The organism is Lactiplantibacillus sp. ME-2 (genome assembly GCF_022549155.1).
In the GTDB taxonomy this organism is placed as follows: Bacteria; Bacillota; Bacilli; order Lactobacillales; family Lactobacillaceae; genus Lactiplantibacillus; species Lactiplantibacillus plantarum.
Genome location: NZ_JAKZEQ010000028.1, coordinates 1 through 24,318 on the forward strand (window position 1 = coordinate 1; position 24,318 = coordinate 24,318).

General features: G+C 46.6%; 25 protein-coding genes and 1 pseudogene. All 26 read left to right on the top strand.

The window, feature by feature from the left end:
• Positions 1-1,088 (top strand): annotated as a pseudogene (locus MMY95_RS10555) (mucus-binding protein); the annotation flags it as partial.
• Positions 1,089-1,109: 21 nt separating this feature from the next.
• Entirely contained in the window at positions 1,110-1,580 is a 471-nt protein-coding gene (locus tag MMY95_RS10560) for an alcohol dehydrogenase (RefSeq protein WP_003645142.1), read from the top strand.
• 496 nt (positions 1,581-2,076) lie between these two features.
• Positions 2,077-2,841 carry an ABC transporter ATP-binding protein gene (locus tag MMY95_RS10565; RefSeq protein ID WP_003640390.1) on the top strand — a complete coding sequence of 255 codons (765 nt, stop codon included), beginning with the start codon at positions 2,077-2,079 and terminating at the stop codon, positions 2,839-2,841.
• Complete coding sequence (locus MMY95_RS10570) at positions 2,834-4,429, top strand: hypothetical protein (protein ID WP_016511669.1); 1,596 nt, start codon at positions 2,834-2,836, stop codon at positions 4,427-4,429. Before MMY95_RS10565 ends, MMY95_RS10570 begins: the two co-directional genes overlap by 8 nt.
• Positions 4,430-4,901: 472 nt before the next feature.
• Complete coding sequence (locus MMY95_RS10575; protein WP_104795695.1) at positions 4,902-6,338, top strand: anthranilate synthase component I family protein; 1,437 nt, start codon at positions 4,902-4,904, stop codon at positions 6,336-6,338.
• The gene (locus tag MMY95_RS10580) at positions 6,322-6,897 is read left to right on the top strand and encodes an aminodeoxychorismate/anthranilate synthase component II (protein ID WP_003640393.1); all 576 of its coding nucleotides are present in this window, start codon (positions 6,322-6,324) and stop codon (positions 6,895-6,897) included. Before MMY95_RS10575 ends, MMY95_RS10580 begins: the two co-directional genes overlap by 17 nt.
• Before the next feature lie 24 nt (positions 6,898-6,921).
• Positions 6,922-7,941: an anthranilate phosphoribosyltransferase gene (gene trpD / locus MMY95_RS10585; RefSeq protein ID WP_027821416.1), complete on the top strand. Its 1,020-nt coding sequence runs from the start codon at positions 6,922-6,924 to the stop codon at positions 7,939-7,941.
• Positions 7,938-8,720: an indole-3-glycerol phosphate synthase TrpC gene (gene trpC, locus MMY95_RS10590; RefSeq protein ID WP_053267680.1), complete on the top strand. Its 783-nt coding sequence runs from the start codon at positions 7,938-7,940 to the stop codon at positions 8,718-8,720. Before trpD ends, trpC begins: the two co-directional genes overlap by 4 nt.
• Complete coding sequence (locus MMY95_RS10595; protein WP_021356291.1) at positions 8,717-9,343, top strand: phosphoribosylanthranilate isomerase; 627 nt, start codon at positions 8,717-8,719, stop codon at positions 9,341-9,343. Before trpC ends, MMY95_RS10595 begins: the two co-directional genes overlap by 4 nt.
• 1 nt (position 9,344) lies before the next feature.
• A complete protein-coding gene (gene trpB, locus MMY95_RS10600) occupies positions 9,345-10,544 on the top strand; it encodes a tryptophan synthase subunit beta (RefSeq protein ID WP_003640397.1) in 1,200 nt (399 codons plus the stop codon).
• Positions 10,537-11,331 (top strand): tryptophan synthase subunit alpha, encoded by a 795-nt coding sequence (gene trpA, locus MMY95_RS10605; RefSeq protein ID WP_053267681.1) that lies wholly within the window; start codon positions 10,537-10,539, stop codon positions 11,329-11,331. The genes trpB and trpA overlap by 8 nt, the downstream gene beginning before the upstream one ends.
• 160 nt (positions 11,332-11,491) lie before the next feature.
• Entirely contained in the window at positions 11,492-12,031 is a 540-nt protein-coding gene (locus tag MMY95_RS10610) for a cysteine hydrolase family protein (protein WP_003640399.1), read from the top strand.
• Complete coding sequence (locus MMY95_RS10615) at positions 12,032-12,982, top strand: zinc-binding dehydrogenase (protein ID WP_241277638.1); 951 nt, start codon at positions 12,032-12,034, stop codon at positions 12,980-12,982.
• 214 nt (positions 12,983-13,196) lie between these two features.
• Entirely contained in the window at positions 13,197-13,697 is a 501-nt protein-coding gene (locus MMY95_RS10620; protein WP_053267683.1) for a GNAT family N-acetyltransferase, read from the top strand.
• 208 nt (positions 13,698-13,905) lie between these two features.
• On the top strand, positions 13,906-15,144 hold the full coding sequence (locus tag MMY95_RS10625; RefSeq protein ID WP_087509325.1) for a hypothetical protein: 1,239 nt from the start codon (positions 13,906-13,908) through the stop codon (positions 15,142-15,144).
• A gap of 12 nt (positions 15,145-15,156) precedes the next feature.
• Positions 15,157-15,759, top strand: coding sequence for an amidohydrolase (locus tag MMY95_RS10630; protein WP_238352302.1), 603 nt, complete (start codon positions 15,157-15,159; stop codon positions 15,757-15,759).
• The gene (locus MMY95_RS10635; protein ID WP_241277639.1) at positions 15,729-16,277 is read left to right on the top strand and encodes a M20/M25/M40 family metallo-hydrolase; all 549 of its coding nucleotides are present in this window, start codon (positions 15,729-15,731) and stop codon (positions 16,275-16,277) included. Before MMY95_RS10630 ends, MMY95_RS10635 begins: the two co-directional genes overlap by 31 nt.
• 300 nt (positions 16,278-16,577) lie before the next feature.
• Positions 16,578-17,621, top strand: a complete 1,044-nt coding sequence (locus MMY95_RS10640) for a Zn-dependent alcohol dehydrogenase (protein ID WP_053267684.1) — start codon at positions 16,578-16,580, stop codon at positions 17,619-17,621.
• Positions 17,622-17,927: 306 nt separating this feature from the next.
• Positions 17,928-18,290, top strand: a complete 363-nt coding sequence (locus MMY95_RS10645) for a DUF1648 domain-containing protein (protein ID WP_045351275.1) — start codon at positions 17,928-17,930, stop codon at positions 18,288-18,290.
• 289 nt (positions 18,291-18,579) lie between these two features.
• On the top strand, positions 18,580-19,392 hold the full coding sequence (locus tag MMY95_RS10650) for an oxidoreductase (protein ID WP_003644332.1): 813 nt from the start codon (positions 18,580-18,582) through the stop codon (positions 19,390-19,392).
• Between the two features lie 14 nt (positions 19,393-19,406).
• The gene (locus MMY95_RS10655; protein ID WP_003645127.1) at positions 19,407-20,393 is read left to right on the top strand and encodes an AraC family transcriptional regulator; all 987 of its coding nucleotides are present in this window, start codon (positions 19,407-19,409) and stop codon (positions 20,391-20,393) included.
• A gap of 462 nt (positions 20,394-20,855) precedes the next feature.
• On the top strand, positions 20,856-21,299 hold the full coding sequence (fabZ, locus tag MMY95_RS10660) for a 3-hydroxyacyl-ACP dehydratase FabZ (RefSeq protein ID WP_003640408.1): 444 nt from the start codon (positions 20,856-20,858) through the stop codon (positions 21,297-21,299).
• A gap of 74 nt (positions 21,300-21,373) precedes the next feature.
• Positions 21,374-22,360, top strand: coding sequence for a beta-ketoacyl-ACP synthase III (locus tag MMY95_RS10665; RefSeq protein WP_045351278.1), 987 nt, complete (start codon positions 21,374-21,376; stop codon positions 22,358-22,360).
• A gap of 56 nt (positions 22,361-22,416) precedes the next feature.
• On the top strand, positions 22,417-22,665 hold the full coding sequence (gene acpP / locus MMY95_RS10670) for an acyl carrier protein (protein WP_011101500.1): 249 nt from the start codon (positions 22,417-22,419) through the stop codon (positions 22,663-22,665).
• A 3-nt stretch (positions 22,666-22,668) separates the two neighbouring features.
• Positions 22,669-23,601 carry an ACP S-malonyltransferase gene (locus MMY95_RS10675; protein WP_053267014.1) on the top strand — a complete coding sequence of 311 codons (933 nt, stop codon included), beginning with the start codon at positions 22,669-22,671 and terminating at the stop codon, positions 23,599-23,601.
• Positions 23,588-24,316 carry a 3-oxoacyl-ACP reductase FabG gene (gene fabG / locus MMY95_RS10680; RefSeq protein ID WP_015640346.1) on the top strand — a complete coding sequence of 243 codons (729 nt, stop codon included), beginning with the start codon at positions 23,588-23,590 and terminating at the stop codon, positions 24,314-24,316. Before MMY95_RS10675 ends, fabG begins: the two co-directional genes overlap by 14 nt.
• Positions 24,317-24,318 lie beyond the last annotated feature (2 nt).

Below are 24,318 nucleotides of genomic sequence, written 5' to 3' on the forward strand. Positions count from 1 at the left end.
CTACTGGTCGTTATACCACCGTGACGTCACCCGTTATTATTGGCTATACAGCTGACCGGGCGCGGGTCACGGGAAACGATGCAGTAACTAGTGCGGCGCAACCGACCAACATTATTGTGACGTATGCGCTTAACGCAGAAAAGGCGACGGTCACCTATGTTGATGTCACCACGGATAAAACGCTCGCGACCGTCAGTTTGACTGGCGATTATCAGACATCATCCGATTACCGCACGGCTAACACAATTGCTGATTACAGTAATCAGGGCTACGTGCTTGTCCGCGATAGCTATCCAGTTTCAGGAGCTATTTTCAATGATGATGGTGTCGTTCACAGCTATCTGGTTCAGCTTGCACATGTGACAACTGCGACAACCGAGACCAAGACAATCACGCAAACCGTACATTATCAGAGTACGACTGGCACGCAGTTGCACGATGATACGGTCAGAGCGATGACATTCACTCGTACTAAACGGGTTGATCAGGTCACCGGGGACGTAACGTATAGCAATTGGTCGACTAATCAGGCGGATCACACTTTTGAGCGCGTCGCGGCGTTCAGTATTCCGGGCTATCATGCGGTGGTAACGGGTACTCAGGCAGTCATGGTTACGCCAGCTAGCGTGGATGATGTTCAAACGATTCGTTACGTTACCGATAGGCCTTCAACCGGTGAGACACCAAAAACACCGGTGAAGACGGTGACAGTTAATAAGTCGGATAAAATTAAGACGACTGACACGCCAGATAAAGTCGCAACGGTCAAGACGCCGGATAAGGCTCAGACCGTCGCAACAACAACTGCTAAACAAGCTAGCGTCAAGCGGTCAGTGGATCTCAAACAAGCACAGGCTGTTGAACAGCCTGCTCAGACACGACCAGCCAATGTAAAAACGGTTAAACTGGCGAAGACGACTAAATCCGTTAAGCCAACCGCGGCTCATCAATCAGCCACCCACAAACAAGCGACTTTACCGCAAACCAATGATAATCGGCAAGCTAGTGTTGCGGCGGAACTACTTGGTTTGACCGCAGCAACCTTACTAGTTGGTGTGAGTGCAATTTTGAAGAAACGTCATAATTAGCCGTTAAATGGAGGCGTTAATATGACTACTTTAATCGATATCACGGGTCAGAAGTTTGGCCGCTTAACAGTCATTAGACGTTGTGGAACTGCCAAAAATGGCAATGCCCTCTGGTTGTGTCAGTGTCGCTGTGGCAATCAGACCAAAGCTGATTCGTACGCGTTGCGGCATGGGCGAGCAAGAAGCTGTGGGTGTTTGACACGAGAAAGTCGGTCGCAGTTAATTCGACGTAATCCCAAAACGGCTGCCAGTATGGGGCGGTTAAGCAATCTGAAAATTCATGATCATCACACTGATTTACCGTCAAAGATTATGTCTAAGCGTAATAAGAGTGGTGTCATCGGTGTCAGCTGGGATAGCAATACTCAAAAATGGGTGGCGACATTTTTCTACAAGGGGCGCTACCTGTTACACAAGCCGTTTCAGCATTTTGAGGACGCTGTTCTTGCCCGCCAGGCGATGGAAAGCCGTTATTTAAATAACAAAGTGTAAATTAAAGTTCTTCCTTGATAGGGCCTGATGCCTTGTCAGAGAAGAACTTTTTTGCGTTACAGCAACGGTACCAGCTTCTTAATTGGACTTAGTGGAGTTCTTTCAGAATTGTAAGTAACAAAAAGGCCTAACATGGGAATGCCAGCGGATAAATTGTGCTTGATTTATGGCGATGAAAATTCCTAAATGATTTGCTTGTATATGACAATTATTAAAAATAAGACGGTCCCTGATCGAACTAGAATCATAAGTATCTTGGGGGCAGGTGATTTAACGGTTCTTGGTTGCAATATGTTTTTTAATCAACAGTCTGATGAAACTTGCCCTAGAAGTTGAGGTTAACTGATGCTTCTGGATCGGTGAAATCGTTAGTTTCGTGATGGAACTAGTCATTGGCGACAGAAGCGTTAATCAATGAGCAACGTACCGCTCCGGTTTCGAATTTTCGGACGATTCCGGTATAATAAACGTAACTGATGACTAGGGGGATAATCACATGATTGAAATTCACGAATTAACGAAGCGTTATGGGGATAAGACAGCATTGAATCAGCTTACTTTAACCATCGCATCAGGACAAATCTTCGGTTTGTTGGGCCACAACGGGGCGGGGAAATCAACGACGATCAAAAATTTAGTCAGTATCATTAAACCGACGAGTGGCACGGTTACGGTCGATGGCTTAGACCTTGAACAGCAACGACAAGCCGTCAAAGAAAAGATCTCTTACGTACCGGACACACCCGATATTTTTCTTCAACTTTCGGCGATGGAATATTGGGACTTGATAGCTGCCGCTTACCAGCAATCAGAGGAAGCCGTTCAGCAACGGCGACAGCAGCTGGTGTCACTGTTCGATATGACTGAACACGTTGACGAACCCATGGCTAGTTATTCACACGGGATGCGGCAAAAAGCCATTTTGATTGGGGCGTTGCTTCCCGATCCAGATATTTGGATTTTAGACGAGCCGCTGCAAGGGTTAGACCCCCAAGCTGCTTTTGATTTAAAAAATTTGATGAAGGCCCATGCTGCCAAAGGCAAGACGGTCATTTTTTCCACCCACAATCTGGATACGGCGCAGCAGTTATGTGACCGATTGGCAATTTTGAAGCAGGGGCAATTGATTTATACCGGTTCGGTTGAACAATTACTAGCTCAACATCCGCAACAATCACTTGAGGCGATATATTTACAAATGGCCGGGCGGTTGACGGATGATCACCTTGTCGATGCGCTGGAGGGTGAGCATGATGCATAAAAGTCAGTTACGTGTTTTGTTGGCTGTTAATCTCAGGTTGTTGAATCCGCAACTAACAGATCGGCTACGTAAAAAGGGCGCTTCGGGGCCAGCCTTGAGTAAGAAGCTAATGCGGCAATTTTACTTGAATGCCTTGATGTTTCTTGGCATTTATGGCTTGACGATGTTGGCCTTTGATTTTAGCAAGTTGCCAGGCATGTTTACGTTCTATGTGGCGTTATTTATCTTATTGGGAGTTTCACAGAGTATCTCCGGTATTTATAACGTCTTTTTTGCCGGCAATGATCTTGTTGAATACTTACCGTTACCTTTCCGCAATCAAGAAATTTTTATGAGTAAGATTTTGGTCGTGATATTCAACACGGTACCCTTTACCATTCCGTTACTTTTAATTTTTATCATGACCGCAACACGGGCCGGAATCTTTGTGGTGTTAGGTGTGCTGATGGCCGTCTTGATGTATGGCCTAATACTGAGTCTGTTACTATGCTTGTGCGCCCTAATAGTTTTTGGCTTAACCAAGCTAACCGTGTTTCGCGCCCATCAAAAAATGGTGATGAACGTCATGTTAGGCCTTAACGCTGTCTTAGTGCTAGTCGGGCTCTACTTCATGAATCGCGGCTCATCATCTGACACCGGAACGCAGGTTGACCGCGCAGCATTACCCCTATTGATACCGATTTTTAAAGTTTTCACGACGCCGTTGACAATGACGAGTTTGCTAACCTGGGCGAGTTTAATTGTCATCTCGCTGATTTTGTTCGCACTGACAGGACGGTTTGTTTTGACCCACTTAGCGGAACAGCTTACGCAAGTCAACTCAGTGTTAGTGGCAACACCACCGCGTCGACATTCACGACAACATAACCGCAATAAAATTTTGCGTACCTACCAGTTTCAGTTACTGAAAGAACCCAGTTTAGCCTTACAATTATTCACAGATTCAATCCTGCTGCCATTGATTTTAGTCGGGACCGTTTTCTTTTCGGGGACCGCTCCTAATTTTAGCCGGCTATCGCTGAACTGGCTCGGTGTCTGGTTTGTCAGTGGGATGGCCGGTGCGATCGTCAATGTTAATCAAACCTCATTAGTCGGTAATCTCATTTCACTTGATAAAATGAACTTTGACTTTGTGCGTGCACTGCCAATCCCAATGTCCCGTTACTTACGACAAAAGTTTTACTTGGGTTATTGGTTCCAGGTCATGATTAATGGCGTGATGGTTCTAGTGGTGGGTATCGCTGGGCGAGCACCATTAGCCCTAGATTTGGCTCTAATATTGGGCGCTGCTTGGGGGACGTACCTAGCTGCCCAACATTACTTTAAGCGTGATTATCAGCTACGGCTGACGAATTGGACTAATGTGACCCAATTGTTTAATCGGGGCGGCGGTAATCTTGGTTTGATGCTTAACTTGTTGGCCTGCAGTATTGTGGGTGTGCTGACAATTGTGATCTATAGTGTGCTGATTCAGCTGTTCGCGGCGGCAGCTATGCTGATTAATATCATTGTATTAGTTGGCGTCGGAATTATTTCTGCTGGTTTGGTCTGGCATTACTACAAGACTTTTTGGCAGCAACTTGACTAATAAGTGTTAATTTCACAGTCACATAATATTAAATTAAGATAAAAGTGTTGACAAATTGCTCATTGAGTTTTAATGTTAATGACAACTTAATATTCGTCCATGAAACCGATGAAGTGGAGATCAAGATAATGATGCCCGTAAAGAGAGTCGCCGTTGCTGAGAGTGCGATCGAACGCAAATTATTAAATGGACCACTGAGGGCGCGACTAACGAACAGTTTTGTTCTACTACCTCGCGACGATAGGGAGTCGTCAATTCCCGGGAATGTGTTTGCATTTCGCTAAGCTGGGACCCAAGTCTAACCTGAATGGGGTAATTTGGTGTCCAACCAAGGTGGTACCGCGGAAAAATCCGTCCTTGACTGTCATTAGTCATGGACGGATTTTTTTGATAGGGGGCAGTTCAATGCAGCAACGATGGCAATTAACCACAACTCAAGTAAAACTATCTTATTAATGAGGAGTGGTTCAATATGAATCCAACATTACCAACCTTGATTCCTTATCAGGATCATTATCCCTACGTACCAGTGATGGTCAAACGACCACTCGTCACATTTGACCCCATTGCGGTTGCTAAAATTATCCACCAGATGGGGAACGGTTTCGCGCTGACGATTGATCGGCACCAACGATATAGCTATTTTAGTTTTAAACCACAGCGAAGTCTCACGGGTCGGCAACTAGCCAAGCACCAACGACTAGCTAATGAGACACTCCAAGCCATTCTAAACCAATATCGAACACCACGAATTCATGGATTACCACCATTTACGGGGGGCTTGATAGGATACTTCGGCTATGAGTATGTTCAACAATTTGTACCCAAGTTGCATTTGAAATCACCAGCAACCGCAGATCTCGATGACTTAGGTTTATTCTTAGTTACGAGTGTGCTCGTCTATGATCATCGACATCATGAGCTTGGGTTGACACAGCTGATTCCAACTGCGGATTTAGCGGCAACTTACGCCGTGACTCAAACGGCTCTAACGCAACAGTTAGCCGCCATTATTGAACAATTGCAGCAACCAATAGCTTTGCCACCATTTGACTTGCAGCAACCATTACACATGCAAGTGGACCAAGCGACCTATGCGCGTCAGGTTGACCGAATTCGCCAACACATCTACGCTGGTGATATTTTCCAAATGATATATGCTAATCCATGTTTGGGGACCATGAGCGGGTCATTGCTGGCAGTTTATCAGCAACTTCAAAAAACAGCGGCCCCGTATACCTGTTATTTTAAACAGGCTAATTTCGAAATGACGGTGGCCTCACCAGAAACGTTAGTGACGAAGGATGGGGAACAAATCGCGACGTATCCATTGGCCGGGACGAGACGCCGTGGTCGAACACCTGCCGAGGATCAGCAGTTGGCTCATGAATTACAAACCAGCCCTAAAGAGATTGCCGAGCACAATATGTTAGTTGATTTGGGACGTAACGATTTAGGACAAGTTGCAAAGTTTAAAAGTGTCCGAGTGACTAATTTACGGCGATTAATTCGTTATTCGCAAGTCATGCACTTAGGGTCTCGGGTGGCCGCAGAAGTGGCGCCGACTACTACAGCACTCCAAGTGCTTGCCGCTACTTTTCCGGCTGGGACGTTAGCTGGCGCGCCTAAGATTGAAGCAATGACCCTGATTAATCATTATGAGCAGGTGCCGCGGGGTGCTTATGGTGGTTGCTTTGGTTACTTGGATTGTAACGGTAATTTAGACATGGCGATTGGCATCCGGCTGGCCTACCGAATGAATGAACAGTTGGTGATTCCAGCGGGTGCGGGCATTGTTGCTGACAGTATCGGCGCTCAAGAATTTAAGGAGTGCCAGAATAAACAACGAGTGATCGTTAATGCAGTACAAGACGCGAAAGGACGAGTTAAAGATGGAATTATTAATTGATAACTATGACAGCTTTACTTATAACTTGTATCAACTAATTGGTCGTCTGACGCCCGATGTACGGGTCATTAAAAATGACGATTTGACGGTTGCTGCAATCAAGGCATTACAACCTGACCATATCATTTTATCACCAGGGCCGGGGACGCCAGCCCACACGGGAGTTAGTCCACAAGTCGTGCAACAATTAGCCGGTCAGGTCCCCATATTGGGGATTTGTATGGGATTAGAAGTGATGGTCACCGCTTTTGGCGGTTCGCTGCAAGGCGCCCAGCATTTAGTTCACGGGCAAGCCACGTTAATGCACGTGCAGCCGTCATCACTATTTAAAGATTGTCCGATGCAGTTCATGGCAGCGCGCTACCACTCGTTGGTAGCTGATGCGGGCCGTTTGCCCGTTAACTTTCGAATCATTGGGACAAGCGATGATCAGGAAATCATGGCAGTGGAAGATGTGGGCCGTCAGCTGTACGGCGTTCAATTTCATCCAGAATCAATCATGACGCCAGCCGCCGTTGGTGAGCAACTGATCCGTAATTTTTTAGCACTTAAACATTAAGCAGACGAGAGTGGAGGAATACTTATGATTGAAACAGCGATTGCACAACTCACTAACCAAGAAAATCTAGACTTTACAATGAGCCAACAAGTCATTACGGAAATTATGAAAGGTCAGGCCACCGACGCACAGATTGGGAGCTTTTTGACCGCCTTAGCCATCAAAAAGGCAACTATCGATGAAATTGCTGGTGCAGCAACTGCGATGCGTTCCCAGGCGTTACCTTTTAAAGTTAAACGGCCCACGCTAGAAATCGTTGGGACGGGCGGTGACCGGTCGAATTCGTTTAATATTTCGACGACCACTGCGCTAGTGGTCGCTGCTGCGGGTGTACCAGTGACCAAGCACGGCAATCGTGCGGCGTCGTCCAAGAGTGGTGCGGCGGATGTTTTAGAAGCACTCGGTATCAAAATCGATCTAACGCCCGCTCAGAGTCTAGCATTGCTAGAGCGGACCAATTTTGCCTTTATGTATGCGCGCGAATATCATCAGGCGATGCGATTCGTCGCTCCGGCCCGGCAACAAATCAAGATTCCAACTATTTTTAATATACTGGGTCCCTTAGCCAACCCAGCTCATGCTGAGATGCAACTATTAGGGGTATACCGGCAAGCTTTAATGGCTCCATTAGCCGAAGTGTTGACGCGTTTAGGTGTTAAACATGCCATGGTCGTGCATAGCCGAGACGGCTTAGATGAAATTTCAGCAGCAGCCCCTACGGATGTGATCGTAATTAATCATGGGCAGCAAGTAACGCGAATCCTGACGCCTGAACAGTTTGGACTGACGCGTTGTGACCATGCGGCTCTTATTGGTGGTAGTGCCCAAGTTAATGCCGCCATCACGCGGGCAGTACTCGCTGGAGAACCGGGGGCCCCTCGTGACGTGGTGTTGATGAATGCCGCCGCGGCGTTGCATATTGCCAAGCCACAGTTGGATCTAGCGGCCGCTTTTGAGTTGGCCCAGCAAACAATCGATCAAGGAGCGGCCACGGCTAAGTTGGCCCAATTAATTCAGAGTAGTCAGGCGGTGATGGCCTCATGATTTTAGATCAACTCGTCCAGGCGAGTCAGCAACGGGTTCAGAAGGTGCCAGTTAGGGAGCGTGTGAAGCGCATTCAACAAGCTCGAAAAATGACCACCCCCGTTTTATCATTTGAAGCAATGCTGGCCCAGCCGGGCTTACAGCTTATTGGTGAAGTTAAGCGGGCGTCACCTTCTAAGGGCCTGATTGCAGCCAATTTTGACTATTTAAAGATTGCACAGGACTATGCCGCCGCTGGGGTTAATGCAATCTCTGTGTTGACTGAACCCCGGTATTTTAAAGGACAGTTGTCTTACTTACAAGCCATTGCGCAAACGGTCTCGGTACCCACATTACGTAAAGATTTTATTGTGGCCGCTAGTCAGATTGCGAGTGCCCGCCTGGCTGGTGCGAGTGCAGTCCTACTTATCGTGAGTATTTTAACGCCGGCCCAACTTAAGGCCTTTATTACACTTGCACATGAGCTGAATTTAAGTGCGCTAGTTGAAGTCCATACAACGGCTGAGATTAAGCAAGCGGTGGCGGCTGGGGCCCGGATTATTGGCATTAATAATCGGAATTTGAAAGATTTCAGTGTCAATTTTGCAACGAGCTGTCAGTTGCGGCAAGCGGTTCCGGCTGAGTGTTATGTGATTGCCGAGTCTGGCATTCAAACGTCGACGCAAGTACAAACGTTGGCGGCCGCCGACTTTGACGCTATTTTAGTCGGCGAAACGTTGATGCGTGCGCCAGATAAGCAGCAAGCTGTCAGACAACTGCGGGCGGGGGTGCGTGGATGACACAAATTAAAATTTGCGGTTTGATGCAACCAGCGGATGTCGTGATGGTTAATCAAGCGCTCCCAGACGCAATTGGGATGGTATTTGCCCCCGGTCGACGACGACGGATTACGATGGCGACCGCGCGCCAACTGTCACAGCAATTAGATCCGCGTATCCGGCGTGTTGGCGTGTTTACAACTAATCAATTATCGGAAATTTTAGCTCTCGTGCAACAGCACATTATTCAGGTGGTCCAGCTACACGCTACCGTCGATGATCCTCGGATTGCGTCCTTAATGGCCGCCCATGTGCCGGTGATTCAAGCGATGACGCCAGCGAATGCTACGCAATGTCAAGCGGATTACTTATTATTGGATAATGCCCGTCCAGGTAGTGGACAGGTGTTGGATTGGAATCAATTACAATCACAGCGTCCCGTCCGGCCGTTTATCTTGGCTGGTGGTTTAACACCGACGAATATCGTAACGGCAATCAACAAGGTGTACCCGGCAATGGTCGATGTGGCTAGTGGCGTCGAGACGGCGGGCAATAAAGACCGTGAAAAAATCAATCTGATGGTCCAACGGGCGCACCAAACGGGCGTGTCAACACCATTATTAACAGAAATTAGGAGGAATTAGTATGATTAAAAATCAATCACAGGCGGGGCGTTACGGCGACTTTGGTGGTCAGTACGTTCCAGAAACATTAATGACCGAGCTACAGCGGTTGGATCGCGCCTTTCAACATTACCGACAGGACGCGCAGTTTCAAGAAGAGTTGACTGACTTGTTGAATAACTATGCGAACCGGCCATCGTTGTTGTACCATGCACAACGATTATCAGATCAATTAGGTGGTGCTCAGATTTATTTTAAACGTGAGGACTTGAACCATACGGGTGCGCACAAGATTAACAATGTCTTGGGGCAGGCACTGTTGGCAAAGAAGATGGGCAAAAAGCGATTGATTGCTGAAACTGGGGCTGGACAGCACGGGGTCGCAACTGCAACTATTGCTGCTTTGTTCGGGATGGAATGCGACGTCTTTATGGGTAAGAAAGACACGGATCGTCAAGCATTGAATGTTTACCGGATGCAACTATTAGGGGCCAAGGTCCACCCGGTCACGACTGGTTCAATGGTGCTAAAGGATGCGATCAATGCGGCCTTACAAGAGTGGACGCGGCGCTGTGATGATACAGCTTATATCATGGGCTCTGCAACGGGACCACACCCATTTCCAATGATGGTACATGAATTTCAAAGTGTCATCAGTGTAGAAGCCCGACAGCAGATCCTGGACCAAACAGGTCATTTGCCGGATGCCGTCGTGGCTTGTGTTGGGGGCGGCAGTAACGCCATTGGAAGTTTTGCGGCTTTTCTTGATGATACGTCAGTTGAGCTGATTGGCTGTGAGGCAGCGGGTAAGGGTGTTCAAACGCCGTTGACGGCTGCGACGATTGAACGTGGTCGGACTGGTATCTTCCATGGCATGAAGTCACTCTTTTTACAAGATAAAGCCGGACAAATTGCCCCGGTCTATTCAATCTCGGCTGGGCTGGATTACCCGGGCGTCGGACCGGAACATGCCTACCTGGCTGCGAGTGGCCGGGCGCAATATGTGGGGATCACCGATGACCAAGCAGTACAAGCATTTGAACTGATTGCTAAGGTCGAAGGGGTGATCTGTGCGATTGAGAGTGCCCATGCAGTCGCCTACGTACAACAATTAGCACCAACGATGCGACGTGACCAAACTATTATTTGTACGTTATCCGGTCGTGGAGATAAAGATGTGGCGGCAATTGCAAAGTATCGAGGGGTGACAATTGATGACTGATTTAACAACAATTTTTAAAAATCATAAGGCGTTTATTGCTTTTGTAGTGGCCGGTGATCCTAATTTTGAAGCGACAGTTGACCAAGTTGTTGCGTTAGCAGAAGCGGGTTGTGATCTCGTTGAGATTGGCATTCCGTTCTCAGACCCTGTGGCTGATGGTCCCGAAATTCAGGCCGCTGATCTCCGTGCGTTTGACCAACACATCACACCCCAACGCGTTTTTGAATTGGTGGTGGCAATTCGAGAGAAGACAACTATTCCACTCGTATTTTTAACCTATGCGAACATTGTTTATCAGTTTGGTTATGCTGCCTTTGCCCAGCAGTGTCAAAGTTTGAATGTCGCAGGCTTGATTATTCCCGACATGCCACTAGAAGCCTCTGGTGAACTTCGACCAACCTTAGACCACTATGGTATTGCTTTGATTCCATTGATTGCGCCAACGAGTGATGATGCACGCATCACAGCGATTGCCCAGCAGGCGCGGGGCTTCATTTATGTCGTATCATCACTAGGTGTCACGGGGACCCGGCGACACATCACGACTGATTTAGCAACACTGGTGGCGAAGATTCGCCATGCGACTACGTTACCTGTCGCAATTGGTTTTGGTATCCATGAGCCAGCTCAGGCCCAAGCCATGGCACAAATTGCGGACGGGGTCATCGTTGGTAGTGCAGTCGTGCATTTGATTGCGACGCACCAACCAGCGACAGCAGTCTTAAGGGACTATACGCGACGGATGCGGCGCGCATTGGATGGTCGCACGGCTGATACAGTTGACTGATCTTATTTGTTACGATGTTGTTGTGCCGGGCTACTTCGATTAAATGCTGGGAAACGCTAGGATAATGTGCTAGTCTAAAAACAGCTTACTGCTTTGTGGGCGTCGTTAATAATAGTTGACGCTAACCAAGCCAGTTAAATTAATTTACGGAGGGCTCAACATGGCGGATGTACTGATTATTATTGATATGCAAGTTGGTGTCTGTCGCGGGTCCCAACCGGTTACCAATTTGGCAACCGTGATTGCGGGTATTCAACAACGCATTACGAGTTATCGGGCTCAAAATAAGCCAATCGTGTTTGTGCAACATCACGATGCTGACTTAGTCACTGGTTCTGCCGATTGGCAGATGATACCAGAGTTGCCAATTGAAGCAACCGATATTGTGGTCCAGAAAACGCACGCCAACGCTTTTTATCACACGGATTTACAAGCCCAATTGACGGTGATTGGATGTCAAACACTTGAAATCTGTGGTGCGCAAGTCGAGTTTTGTGTGGATACGACGGTTAAAATGGCTCATGGGTTAGGCTACCACCTCGAAATGGTTCGGGGGCTGACGACAACGACGGCCAATTCCATGATGAGTGCGCAACAAACGATTGATTTTTATCAAGATCGGATTTGGAACCACCGTTTCTTGACGTTGGTAACAGCATCGGGCCGTATTGACGATTTGTTAGAAAAGACGGGTGATTAGTTGAAAGCATTATTTTTTAATGATTTTGGCGATGCGTCGGTCCTACAGTACGGTGAGGTGGCGGACCCAATCGTTACTGCAAATACTGTATTGGTTAAAACAACGTATATCGGGCTCAACTTTGCCGACATTTATCGTCGTCGTGGTACCTATCATTTGGAAAAGCATCAACCGTACATTGATGGTTATGAAGGCGTGGGAACGGTTGTGGCAGTTGGTAAGCAAGTGGCGAATTTTAAACGCGGTGATCGGGTGTTATTCGTTGACGTGCCGTTTGCCAACGCTAGCCTTGTCGCGGTTCCAGCTGATCAGGCGATTAAAGTACCACGGGCAATCAATGATCAGCAGGTCGCTAGCATTGGATTGCAGGGCATGACTGCGGAGTTCTTAGTCCATGACTTAGCACAAAACCAACCGCACGATCGAGTCTTGATTCATGGCATCAGCGGTGGTGTTGGGCAGCTATTAACGCAACTGCTCGTGGCCAATGAGGTGGCTGTTTATGGTGTGGCGTCAACACCGGCGAAAGCTGAATTGGCCTATCAAGCTGGCGCAACCACCGTTTTTATGCGCCATGATCCTTGGGACACGACCCATCATAATTTTTTTGATACGGTGTTTGATGGGGTCGGTAAGACACTACCAGTTAGTCTGGCGACTACCAAGCACCGTGGGCGGGTCATTTTTTATGCCATGGCAGCTGGCAATCCACCAGTAATTGATCCAGTCAAGCTAATGTCCGAATCCAAGAGTTTGATGACTGGTGATTTATGGGATTATTTGGACAGCGCGGCTGCTCGTCAGTGCCGTGCCAATCAATTGTTTGATGATGTGCTCACGCATCGCGTGACGATACGACCAGCGACAGTCTATTCATTAGCAGAAGGAGCCGCTGCGCACCGGGCCCTTGAGACCGGGCAAGTTGCTGGCAAGATTTTATTGCGCCCATGAAGTACTTGAATCGTATTTGAAATTAACTGGTTTAATCGAATATCACCAAACGGCATCGGGCAGTTTTTCCGATGCCGTTTTTGTGGTGGATTAGTAGTGCAGGCTGAATCGAGCACCAGTTAGTCAATTCAACAATTGAATTATTAAAATTCCCAGTCATGACCACGGACTGTTACACTAAGTGCTAAATCGGTCAAATGGAAGTGTGATGGTCATGATTCAATTAGTACGTTATTCGACGACACGGGGAGCACTGAAGCAAATACAACAGTATCAACTGGTTAATGTGATGTACACGGCGACGCCACAACAAGTTATTCGTGCTTGCAAATCTGATTTAGAACGAACGGCCGTTATGATTATGAATGGCAACCAATTAGTGGGCTTTTTCTGTTTGCATGTTGGTCAAGGACCGCTCAGTTACGGTGAAACGGAAGTGAATACGATTTTGTTGCGAGCCTTATCTGTTGATTATCGCTTTAAGCATCAGCGGGTTGCGTCTGACGCGCTTGCCGAATTACCACGTTATCTTGCCAGTCATTATCCGATGATTCAAACAATATTATTAGCGGTCAATCATGCCAATCATGTGGCGCAACATTTATACCTGACCCATGGTTTCACTGATACGCATCGCCGCATAGATGGTCGATTGGGGCGTCAATTTATTTATGAACGCCCAGTCCATTGTCCCATGGATTTAAATTTTGATTGAAATTTGCTTAGTTAGTTCAGTCAATCTAGTATTTGGAATCTTATCGGAACTAGGTGCGATACTTTAGAATCGTTTGTGTCGTTGCGAATGAGATTAGATGTAAACGAAATCTGATTGAACGGCTCGTTTTACGATTGGCTTTCTGTTAGATTATGATAATACGATTAGAAAAAGCCAATCGTAAATTAAGCTAATGGAAATGATGGTAATGGTAGCAATTCTTTCTCTAATGGTTGTCATGGGTTTTATGATGCTTGGCGAGTGGGTTTCCACGCGCAGTCGGGCCTATGTTCCATCCGTATTTATTACGGCACTCTTATTTCTAGTGGGTTTTTGGACAATTGTTCCCAAAAACATTGTCCCTGCTGCTTCATTTGGCACTGCCTTTATTCAAATTACCCAAGCCGTTTTATTGGTTCATATGGGGACGTTGATAGATCTGAAATTGTTGTTAAAACAGTGGCGCGCAGTTGTGATTGCCCTGAGTGGCGTGGTTGGGACAGTGGTGCTCACGATGGGAATTGGCCGTCTTTTATTTGATTGGCACACGATCGTTGCCAGTGTGCCCCCGTTGACGGGTGGGTTAGTGGCTGCCTTTCTGATGACAGCTGGACTCAAGGACCAACATATTACCGCACTTGTGGCGTTTCCGGTGGCAATGTTTGTCATGCACAGCATGCTCGGTTATCCGCTAACCGCGTGGATGCTAAAACGGGAGAGTCGCCGACTATTGCAAGTCCGACATGTAGACGTCACGGTCACGACCGCTGATTCTGCCACCAGTGCGACAGTTCAAACAACGGCGCAATTACCAGTGGGCCCGCTACCAACCGTACCAGCGAAGGTGAAATCAGTTCAACCTCAATTACGGCATTGGCAACTACCGGCTGCTTATGATACTTCAGCTTTTATGTTATTTAAAGTCGCTGCTGTGACTGGGCTAGCTGAATGGACTGCCCAGTTAGCCCATGGCACGATTAATCAGTACATCATTTGTTTAGTGTTTGGTGTTATCGCGCATCAGTTGGGCTTTTTAGAAGATGCGGTGTTGGAGAAAGCGGGCGTCTTTCACTGGCTGATGTATGGTTTGCTAGCTTATATTTTTGCCAATCTAAACATTGTTAAAATCAGCATGTTAAGTGGTATTTTGATCCCGATTGTAACGTTGATCGTTCTTGGTGTTTTAGGGATGTGGATTGCATCTAGCTTATTGGCGCGACCGTTGGGATTTAGCCGCGAAATGGCTTTTGCAAGTGCATTGACTGCCTTATTTGGTTTCCCCGCGGACTATATCGTCACCCATGAAGTGACCGAAATTATGGGATCGACTGCGGAGGAAAAGCAATATTTACTAGACCAGATGTTACCTAAAATGTTAGTGGGCGGTTTTGCAACCGTCTCAGTGGCGTCAGTGATTATTGCGTCAATCTTCTTGAAAATTTTATAGGGGGCTTTTCAGATGATGACAACAACTTTAGCAGCTTGGATGACGACCTTGCGCCATCAATTACACGCACACCCAGAGTTAGCACTGCAGGAAGTCGCGACGACCGCTTTAATTAAGCAAACATTGACTGAGTTGAACATTCGGTTAGTAGACTATCCGGGAGAAACTGGGGTGGTGGCCGAGATTGGGCATGGTGCGCCAATCATCGCGTTGCGCGCGGATATTGATGCACTCCCAATCCAAGAAGACAATGAGTTATCCTTTAGATCAACGATTCCTGGTCGGATGCACGCTTGTGGGCATGATTTTCACACGGCCGCCTTATTAGGGGGAGCGCGATTATTGAAAGTGCATGAGGCAGATCTCAATGGTACGGTGCGACTGATCTTTCAGCCTGCGGAGGAAGGACACCGCGGGGCCAAAATGATGATTGATAATGGTGTTCTAGCAGGTGTTCGTGCGATTGCGGGATTCCATAATATGCCGAATTTACCAGTCGGCACTTTAGCGATGAAGTCTGGACCACTCATGGCTAGTAATGATAATTTTGACGTCACAATTTTGGGCCAGGCGCCCATGCAGCGATGCCCGAAGCAAGTCATGATCCCATCGTGACGCTTGGTGAATTGATCAGTAATTTACAGACCATTCGTAGCCGAAATATTGCGCCAGACGCAGCACTGGTGCTAACGATTGCTGCCGTCCAAGCGGGAACGACTTTTAACGTGATTCCAAATACGGCGAATTTACGAGGCACGATTCGGACCTTCAACACGGCTAACCGGGATTTAGCTAAAGTACGTTTTTACGATATTGTGCGTGCAACTGCCAAGATGAATCAGCAAACCGCTACAATTGATTGGGACCGAGGACCAAGCTGTGTCAACAATGACGCGGCACTTACCGCCGTACTATCACGTGTTATGAAAGATGATTTTGATGTTGTGCCTGCCCAGTTATGTAATGCCGACGATGATTTTGCGTTATACCAAGAATGTATTCCAGGATTCTATGGATTCTTAGGTTCAGGCGGCAATGGGACCTTACATCAATCAAATTACCGCTGTGATGACGCTGGCCTAACCTATGGCGCTCGCTTCCATGAATTGGCAGCTACGGCACTATTAAAGTAGGTTCGAGCTTGAATTGAAAGTGGTCAATCGACAAAGGGAAGACGCCCGACCTTGCTAGGAAACTAACATGGTTGGGCGCATTTTTTATGGAAAGCTTCTGAATGATAAGTAACAAGCGAGTCTGGTCACAATTATCTGAGTAACTAAAGTATTTGTTGATACCCGACTTGGTGCAATCAGTAACTGGTGCGTGCAGATTATTGTTATAATATATGTGTATTAGTTTTAATATTATTATTTTAATGATGAAGGGAACGACCGCTGATTGAATTTTGGTTGAGGCGGCCAAAGGTGATTAGGATGAAATCAACAATTTTCGAAAAAGCTGGACTAGTATCTGTTCAGGAAGTTGACAAACCAACATTACAAGCTGATGATGATGTCATTGTGCGCATCGTGCGGACTTGTGTTTGTGGTTCCGATTTGTGGTCATATGCGCATGGTGATGACAAGGCTGCCCATTCGATCAACGAAGGACATGAAGCTATCGGAATCGTTGAGGCAATTGGCTCGGCCATTACGACGGTCAAGCCAGGCGACTTTGTCATCACCCCATTTACCCATGGCTGTGGTGAGTGCGCGGCTTGTTTGGCTGGTTTCGATGGTACTTGTGATCGGCATCCGGGCCACACAAATTGGTCTAATGGCTTTCAAGCAGAATACATTCGCTTCACTTATGGTAACTGGGCGTTAGTTAAGATTCCTGGTCAACCTAGTGACTATACGGAAGGGATGCTCAAGTCATTGTTGACGCTGGCAGACGTGATGCCGACTGGTTATCACGCGGCACGGTGTGCAAACGTTCAAAAGGGCGATAAAGTCGTGGTTATTGGTGACGGTGCCGTTGGGCAATGTGCTGTGATTGCAGCTAAGTTGCGGGGTGCCGCGCAAATCGTCTTGATGAGTCGCCACGAAGATCGGCAGCAAATGGCACTGGCATCTGGCGCGACCGCGGTTATCGCTGAACGTGGTGACGAAGGCATTGCGAAGGTACGTGAAATCCTTGGTGGCGGCGCGGATGCGGCGTTGGAATGTGTCGGCACCGAAGCGGCCATTGACCAAGCTTTAGGTGTTTTGCATAACGGGGGTCGCGTAGGCTATGTGGGTGTACCACATTATAATAACCGGCCACTTGGGTCAACCTTTGCTCAAAATATTGCGGTTGCTGGTGGTTCCGCCTCCGTTACGACTTATGACAAACAGTTCTTACTCAAAGCAGTTTTGGACGGTAATATTAATCCGGGCCGGGTATTTACGCAAACGTATCCATTAGCCGACATTAATCAGGCTTATCAAGACATGCAAAATCGAAAGACAATTAAGGCTATGATTACCATTGATTAATCTCGACTAGGTAACTAGTCGCTTAAAAGCAATCGATTAAAAGTCGTTTCAGTACTGATTCATCGTGCTGAAACGACTTTTTCGATGGCGATAATTTAATGGTAAAAATCAATCAAACTTAGTTGATTTAGACTAGTCTTTGCGTTGGTATTAGAAAAAAGACATGCAACCAGTTGAACCGTGTCATTAAAGCTAGCTGGTCGCACGATTGTAGTTGGCTTCGATAATTAACCGTTTAAAAGAACGCATTTTGCTGTCCGTGCTGTCGCCAGCTTGCTATACTGGGTCAAAAATGAGGTGAGCGTAATGCGAGTCTTTACTTGGATCGTGCGAACAATTGTGGCTGGTGCCGTTTTGATATGTGTCATTATGATTGGTTTGGCACCGCAAACAGTTGTCACACATTTTAATAGTGCCGGCTTGGCTGATTCATTCGGCAGCCGTTGGTGGCTAGTGATGTTACCACTATTAGTTGTGGTCACGGGTGAAGTCATGATTAAGTTAGCCCGTCAAAAACGGCGCAAGCTCGGACTCTTGCAACTGCCGACGCTAACAGGCTTTGAAGGGCAGTGTTTAGGTGTCATGGTGGGTTTCAGCGTCCTGTTGTGGGTTATATTGCAATCGGAAGTGCAGGGCCGGCTAGTTAGCGGGAGCATTGGCGGATGGTGATTAGGATGAGAAATTGGCAGCAGGATGTTTATGAATTCGCCTGAAATTAATTTCAAGCGAATTTTTGGTGGTGTAGTTATTTTAAAATGTTTAGACCATCAGGGCTTGATCAACAGCGCCAGGCGTAATGAGTGCGATTTTGCAGTTGTCTGAGTTGATTAATATCAGCTGTTAATGGCCTGCGCCAAAAAATGGCATGTTATGTTATGATGATGACGTGATAAATCATTAAGCCGTTGCGATTTTCTATGTAAACTATTGTTATTGAAAAACATAGGAGGTCATTGAGATGGCAGTTATTTTAATTACGGGTGCAAGCAGCGGTATTGGGTTTCAGACAGCGAAAGACTTAGCACAGCAAGGTCACGTTGTTTACGGTGCGGCGCGGCGGTTGAATAAACTTGAAGCACTAGCCCCATACGGCGTTAAGCCCTTGTCACTAGATATAACCAATGAGCAGTCGCTTAGTCAGGCCGTAGCAACTTTAATTGCCAGTGAAGGACGCATTGATGTTTTGATCAACAATGCGGGGTATGGCTCATATGGCGCTGTGGAGGATGTTTCCATTGATGAAGCCAGGCAACAGTTCGAGGTTAATTTATTTGGGATGGCTCGGCTGACACAATTAGTTTTACCGTATATGCGCGCGCAACGTGAAGGACGCATTATCAATACCTCTTCCATGGGTGGACGGTTGGTGAGTTATATGGGCGCATGGTATCACGCAACCAAGTACGCTGTCGAAGCGTTTAGTGACGCATTACGAATGGAGACTAAAGACTTTGGCATTAAAGTTGCAATTATTGAACCTGGTGGGATTAAAACCAACTGGGGATTCATTGCTGCGGATCATTTAGAAGCCTCAGCACGTCACAGTGCATATCAAACACAAGCGACCAAGGCTGCCGCGGGTATGCGCCGACAATACTCGTCGCGAATGATGTCTGATCCAAAAATTATTTCTAAAGCTATTTCGAAGGCGGTCAATCAGAAACGACCACGGGTGCGTTATTTAATTGGATTTGGGGCTAAACCGCTGGTACTTGCTAAGGCGATTTTACCGACTCGTGTTTTTGATTTTATCATGATGCATGCCAGTTAGTAGGAGTGATTAGTGTGAAGATTATGGTTTCTGAACAGTTTCAGTGTTTTATGGCAAGCCTTGGCGTTGATTTAAATAGCCTGCTTGAAGCTGCCGGTATTAATAAAGTGGTTTGGCAAGAACAATTAATGCTTTCTGATGTGGAGTATTGGCAGTTAATGAACGAATTCGACAACCAATTGACGGATGAAATGATTCTTAGTTTAGGGAATATTACTAACATTAATACGTTTATGCCGTCCTTTTTTGCAGCATTAGCTGCTAAAAATGGTGAACAAGCGATTGCACGCATGGCAAACTATAAATCATTGGCAGGTCCGGTTCATTTAGAGATAGTGACCAAGCCAGATATTGTCAATATTCATATTTTGGGAAATAGTCTTGGCGTCGAGTTGCCGCGTTTCACGATTATGACGGAACAATTGTTGTTAATCAGCTTGTTACGAGTAGGTACGGGAAAACTCATCAAGCCAATTTCAGTTGGTAGTAAGTATCCGTATGGTGATCAGATTGATGCCGTGATGGGCATTCGACCTCAACAATTGGCTGATAATTGCATTCAGTTTCAAGTCACGGACTTACAGCGGGCGTTTATTTCGGCCAATAATTCAATGTGGGCATTTTTGCAACCAGGGTTAGACCAACAAAAACTGGCTATTGAACACAACCAATCATTGCTCGCGACTGTTCAAGCACTATTGTTGAAGAAAATTCCTAGTGGTTCCTTCTCAATTGACGAGATTGCAACAAGTTTGAATCTCAGTAAACGAACCTTGCAGCGTCATCTTAGTACTTTAAGCACCACATTTAATGATGAAGTCCAAATTGCGCGTCGAACCCTAGTGGTACCCTTGATGAAAGATCAATCGCTAAACTTGATTGAAATCAGCTATTTGTTAGGGTATTCAGACCCAGAGTCTTTTTCGAGAGCTTTTAAAAAATGGTTTCATCAGAGTCCATCCGTTTACCGCCAACAATCTCTGGGGATGTTCAAAAATTAACAGGCATTGCCGTTTAGGTTAAAAGTTATGAGCGTTAAAATCTTATGGATGTGATGGCTTTAGACTGATGGGTAATCCTTTAAATTAATAGATCGTCATAACAATTGTGTTTAAGAATGCTAGTTCTTAGATGCAATTTTTTTTTTGCGTGCATTTAAGCTAGTGACAGTTGAACAGATTGTATCACTGCTTACTGAAGTCAAAACTTGTTAGCAATTTGATTATAAACTTTATAGTCAAATTGCTAAACTGTGCCAGTTCGTTGACGGATTATGACCGCAAAAAATGGATCGTCAAGAAATTTTCGCAAAAAATAAAGCTCGATTAGAGCCCAGCTTACCGGGATTTGGCTACTAAAAAATGTAACATACTATAAATTAATCTGCTGAAATCAATTGACAAGATTTGGCCGGACGATTAACTTAATGCCATTCCCAAACGCCGTGAAAGGAGCGACTAACTATGAGTGTGTTAGAAGCAAGTGAAATTATGCAATTAATCCCCAACCGGTACCCAATTTTATTCATGGACCGGGTGGATGAATTAAATCCGGGTGAATCGATCGTGGTGACGAAAAATGTCACGATCAATGAGTCATTTTTCCAAGGGCACTTTCCCGGTAACCCGGTCATGCCGGGCGTGTTGATTATTGAAGCTTTGGCGCAAGCCGCGTCGATTCTGATTTTGAAATCTGAAAAGTTTGCTGGTAAGACGGCTTATCTTGGCGCCATTAAGGATGCCAAGTTCCGCAAAATTGTCCGTCCCGGTGATGTCTTGAAGTTGCATGTCCAAATGGTCAAGCAACGGTCCAACATGGGAACGGTGAGTTGTCAGGCGATGGTCGGTGACAAGGCAGCCTGCACAACTGATTTAACCTTTATCGTTGGTGCAACTGATTCAAAATAGAAAGGTGGTAATGGCAATTCGGCGATTGTCGTTTGGGAAAGTTTTTTAAAAGCATTGCCGAATTGTAACCAACCATGACAACTAATTTTTCGATTTTAGCGAGTGCTAAGGCACTGCCGACGACCAAAGTCACGAATCAAGAACTAACGCAATTGATGGCGACTTCTGATGATTGGATCAAGCAGCGAACGGGAATTCGTTCTCGCCACGTCGCGACCGATGAGACAACGACGAGTTTAGCTGTTTCAGTTGCCCAGCAGTTGTTGCAGCAAAGTCGGCTAGCGGCGACGGCGATTGATTTGATCATCGTGGCAACCATGTCACCGGATTATTTGACACCGGCGACGGCTCCTCAAGTACAGGCAGCGATTGGGGCTGAAAAAGCAATTGCCTTTGACATCAATGTTGCCTGTGCGGGCTTTGTTTATGGGATGCAGTTGGTTCACCAATACTTACAACCGGGCCAGACCGCTTTGTTAATCGGTAGCGAGACCTTGAGTCGGTTAGTAGACTGGCATGATCGTAGCACTGCCGTTTTATTTGGTGATGGTGCGGGTGGTCTATTGATTGCTGCTAAGCCTAATACGGCCACTGGGCACTGGCTGGGCGGTCATTACGCGACGTTTGGCGCTGACGGGCATTATTTAACGGCGGGACAGCAACCTCAGGTGAATCCGTGGTCGACACGGACTGATGGTGCAGATTCTAACCGCTGGGCCTTTCAGATGAATGGTCGGCGGGTTTATGACTTTGCCACTAAGCAAGTGCCGCACTCAATTGAGCAGGCGTTGATGCAGGCACGGCTCGAGTCGAGTGATATTAAAGCATTTGTGCTTCATCAGGCCAACGCACGTATTGTTAAGAGCGTTGGTCAAAAATTAAACTTAGCTACGGAACAATTACCGATGAACATTGCACAGTATGGCAATACTGCGGCAGCCAGTGAACCGATTCTATTTGCCGAAATGGTTGCCCAAAAGCAAGTTCAACGTGGTGACAAGCTGGTGTTTACCGGTTTTGGTGGCGGGTTATCCGTCGGTAGTGCCGTAATTGAGTATTAATTGATAACTGAAATCAAGCATTTAAAATTAATTTAAAAATTCTGGAGGAATCAACAATGACTAAAACTGAAATTTTTGACCAAATTAAAAAGATGATCGTGGAACAATTAGACGTGGATGCTGACAAGATTACGATGACAACGAATTTTACCGAAGACTTAGCACTTGATAGTCTGGACGTTTTTGAAGTGATCGATAAGATCGAAGACGAATATGATATCGAAATCGAAACGGATGACGCGTTAGCCACGGTTGGTGATTTAGTTGATTATGTGGCGACTCATCAAGAAACTAGCGAGGACTAAGTTATGAAAACGGCAATCTTATTCAGTGGTCAAGGACAACAGTTTGCCGATATGGGGGCCGATCTTTATCAAACGTTACCAGCGTACCAAGCCACGATTGACGAAGCTAATCAAGTGTTGGACTGGGATCTGCGGGTAACTTCTGATTGGATCGATGATGCTCAACGGATGCCGGTTGCAATTACAGCGATGAATATGGGGTTATATCGTGCTTTAACAGCGTTGCTTAATGAGTGTCCGACCGTGTTAGCAGGATTGAGCCTTGGCGAGTATGCCGCATTGATTGCAGCTGGCGTCCTGCCATTTGCTGATGGCTTGAAGTTAGTTGCCGATCGGGCTAGATATATGCAACGAGCGGGATTACAGCATCCCGGGGAGATGGTCGCGGCGTTGAAGGTAACGCCGGCACTGGTTGCAGCCGCTTGTCAAAGTGCCCAAGCAGTGGGGGTTGCGTATCCCGCTAATTACAATCTAGCTGATCAAATTGTTATTGGTGGCGATGCAGCTGGTATTCAAGCTGCGCGAACCTATTTAAAAACACACGGCGTTAAACGGGTGGTCCCATTAGACGTTGCGGTGGCTTCACACACGCCGTTAATGGCAGCAGCGAGTGAGGCGTTGGCGCAACGATTACGATTTGTTAATATTGCAGCACCCCAAATTCCGGTCATCAGTAATACGACCGTGACCCCCTTTAGCCAGGCAACTGTCAAGGAAACGTTGGTAAAACAGTTAGTATCGCCAACGCACTTTGCGGCCTGCTTACAACGAATTGCGACATATGAGGTCGATGAGATTATTCAAGTTGGACCGGGGCATAGTTTAGCAACTTTTGCCAAACAAACATTGCCGGGGGTAAGGGTTTGGTCAATTGAAGATGTGACAGATTGGCAGAATTATTGTCAGGATACTGAGGAGGTACGTGAGCGTGGATGAAGTGATTTTAGTCACTGGAGCTGCTAAGGGTATTGGTTTGGCAACAGTCAAACGGCTGGCAGCTCAGGGGGCCAGCGTTATTTTAAACGTTCATCATGAAATTGAAGCGGCCGATTGGCAAGCATTAACGGCTGAATATCCAAGGTTGACGCAATTAGTTGGAGATGTGAGCGATGATCAAACGGCGGCTGATTTAATTGAGACCGTGATGACAAATTTTGGTCGCTTAGATGGACTCGTGAATAACGCTGGTGTGACCCATGATCAGTTATTAACGCGGCTACACGCGGAAGATTTCATGAGTGTGATTCAAACAAATTTATTGGGCACATTTAATATGACCAAATACGCTTTAAAAGTCATGCAGCGACAGCGACAAGGCGCCATCGTTAATGTTGCTAGTGTGGTCGGGTTACATGGCAATATCGGCCAGGCGAACTATGCGGCTAGTAAGGCTGGAATTATTGGTTTAACTAAAACGACGGCAAAGGAAGGGGCTCGGCGCCAAGTGCGGTGTAATGCGGTGGCCCCAGGAATGATTACGACGGCCATGACGGCACAATTGAATGACCGTGTAACGGCGGCTGCCTTAAGTGATATTCCACTCAAACGCTTTGGGACGCCCGACGAAATTGCCCAAGCAATTGACTTTTTATTGCACCAACCGTACTTAACGGGACAAGTGCTAACAGTTGACGGTGGCATGACGATATAAGA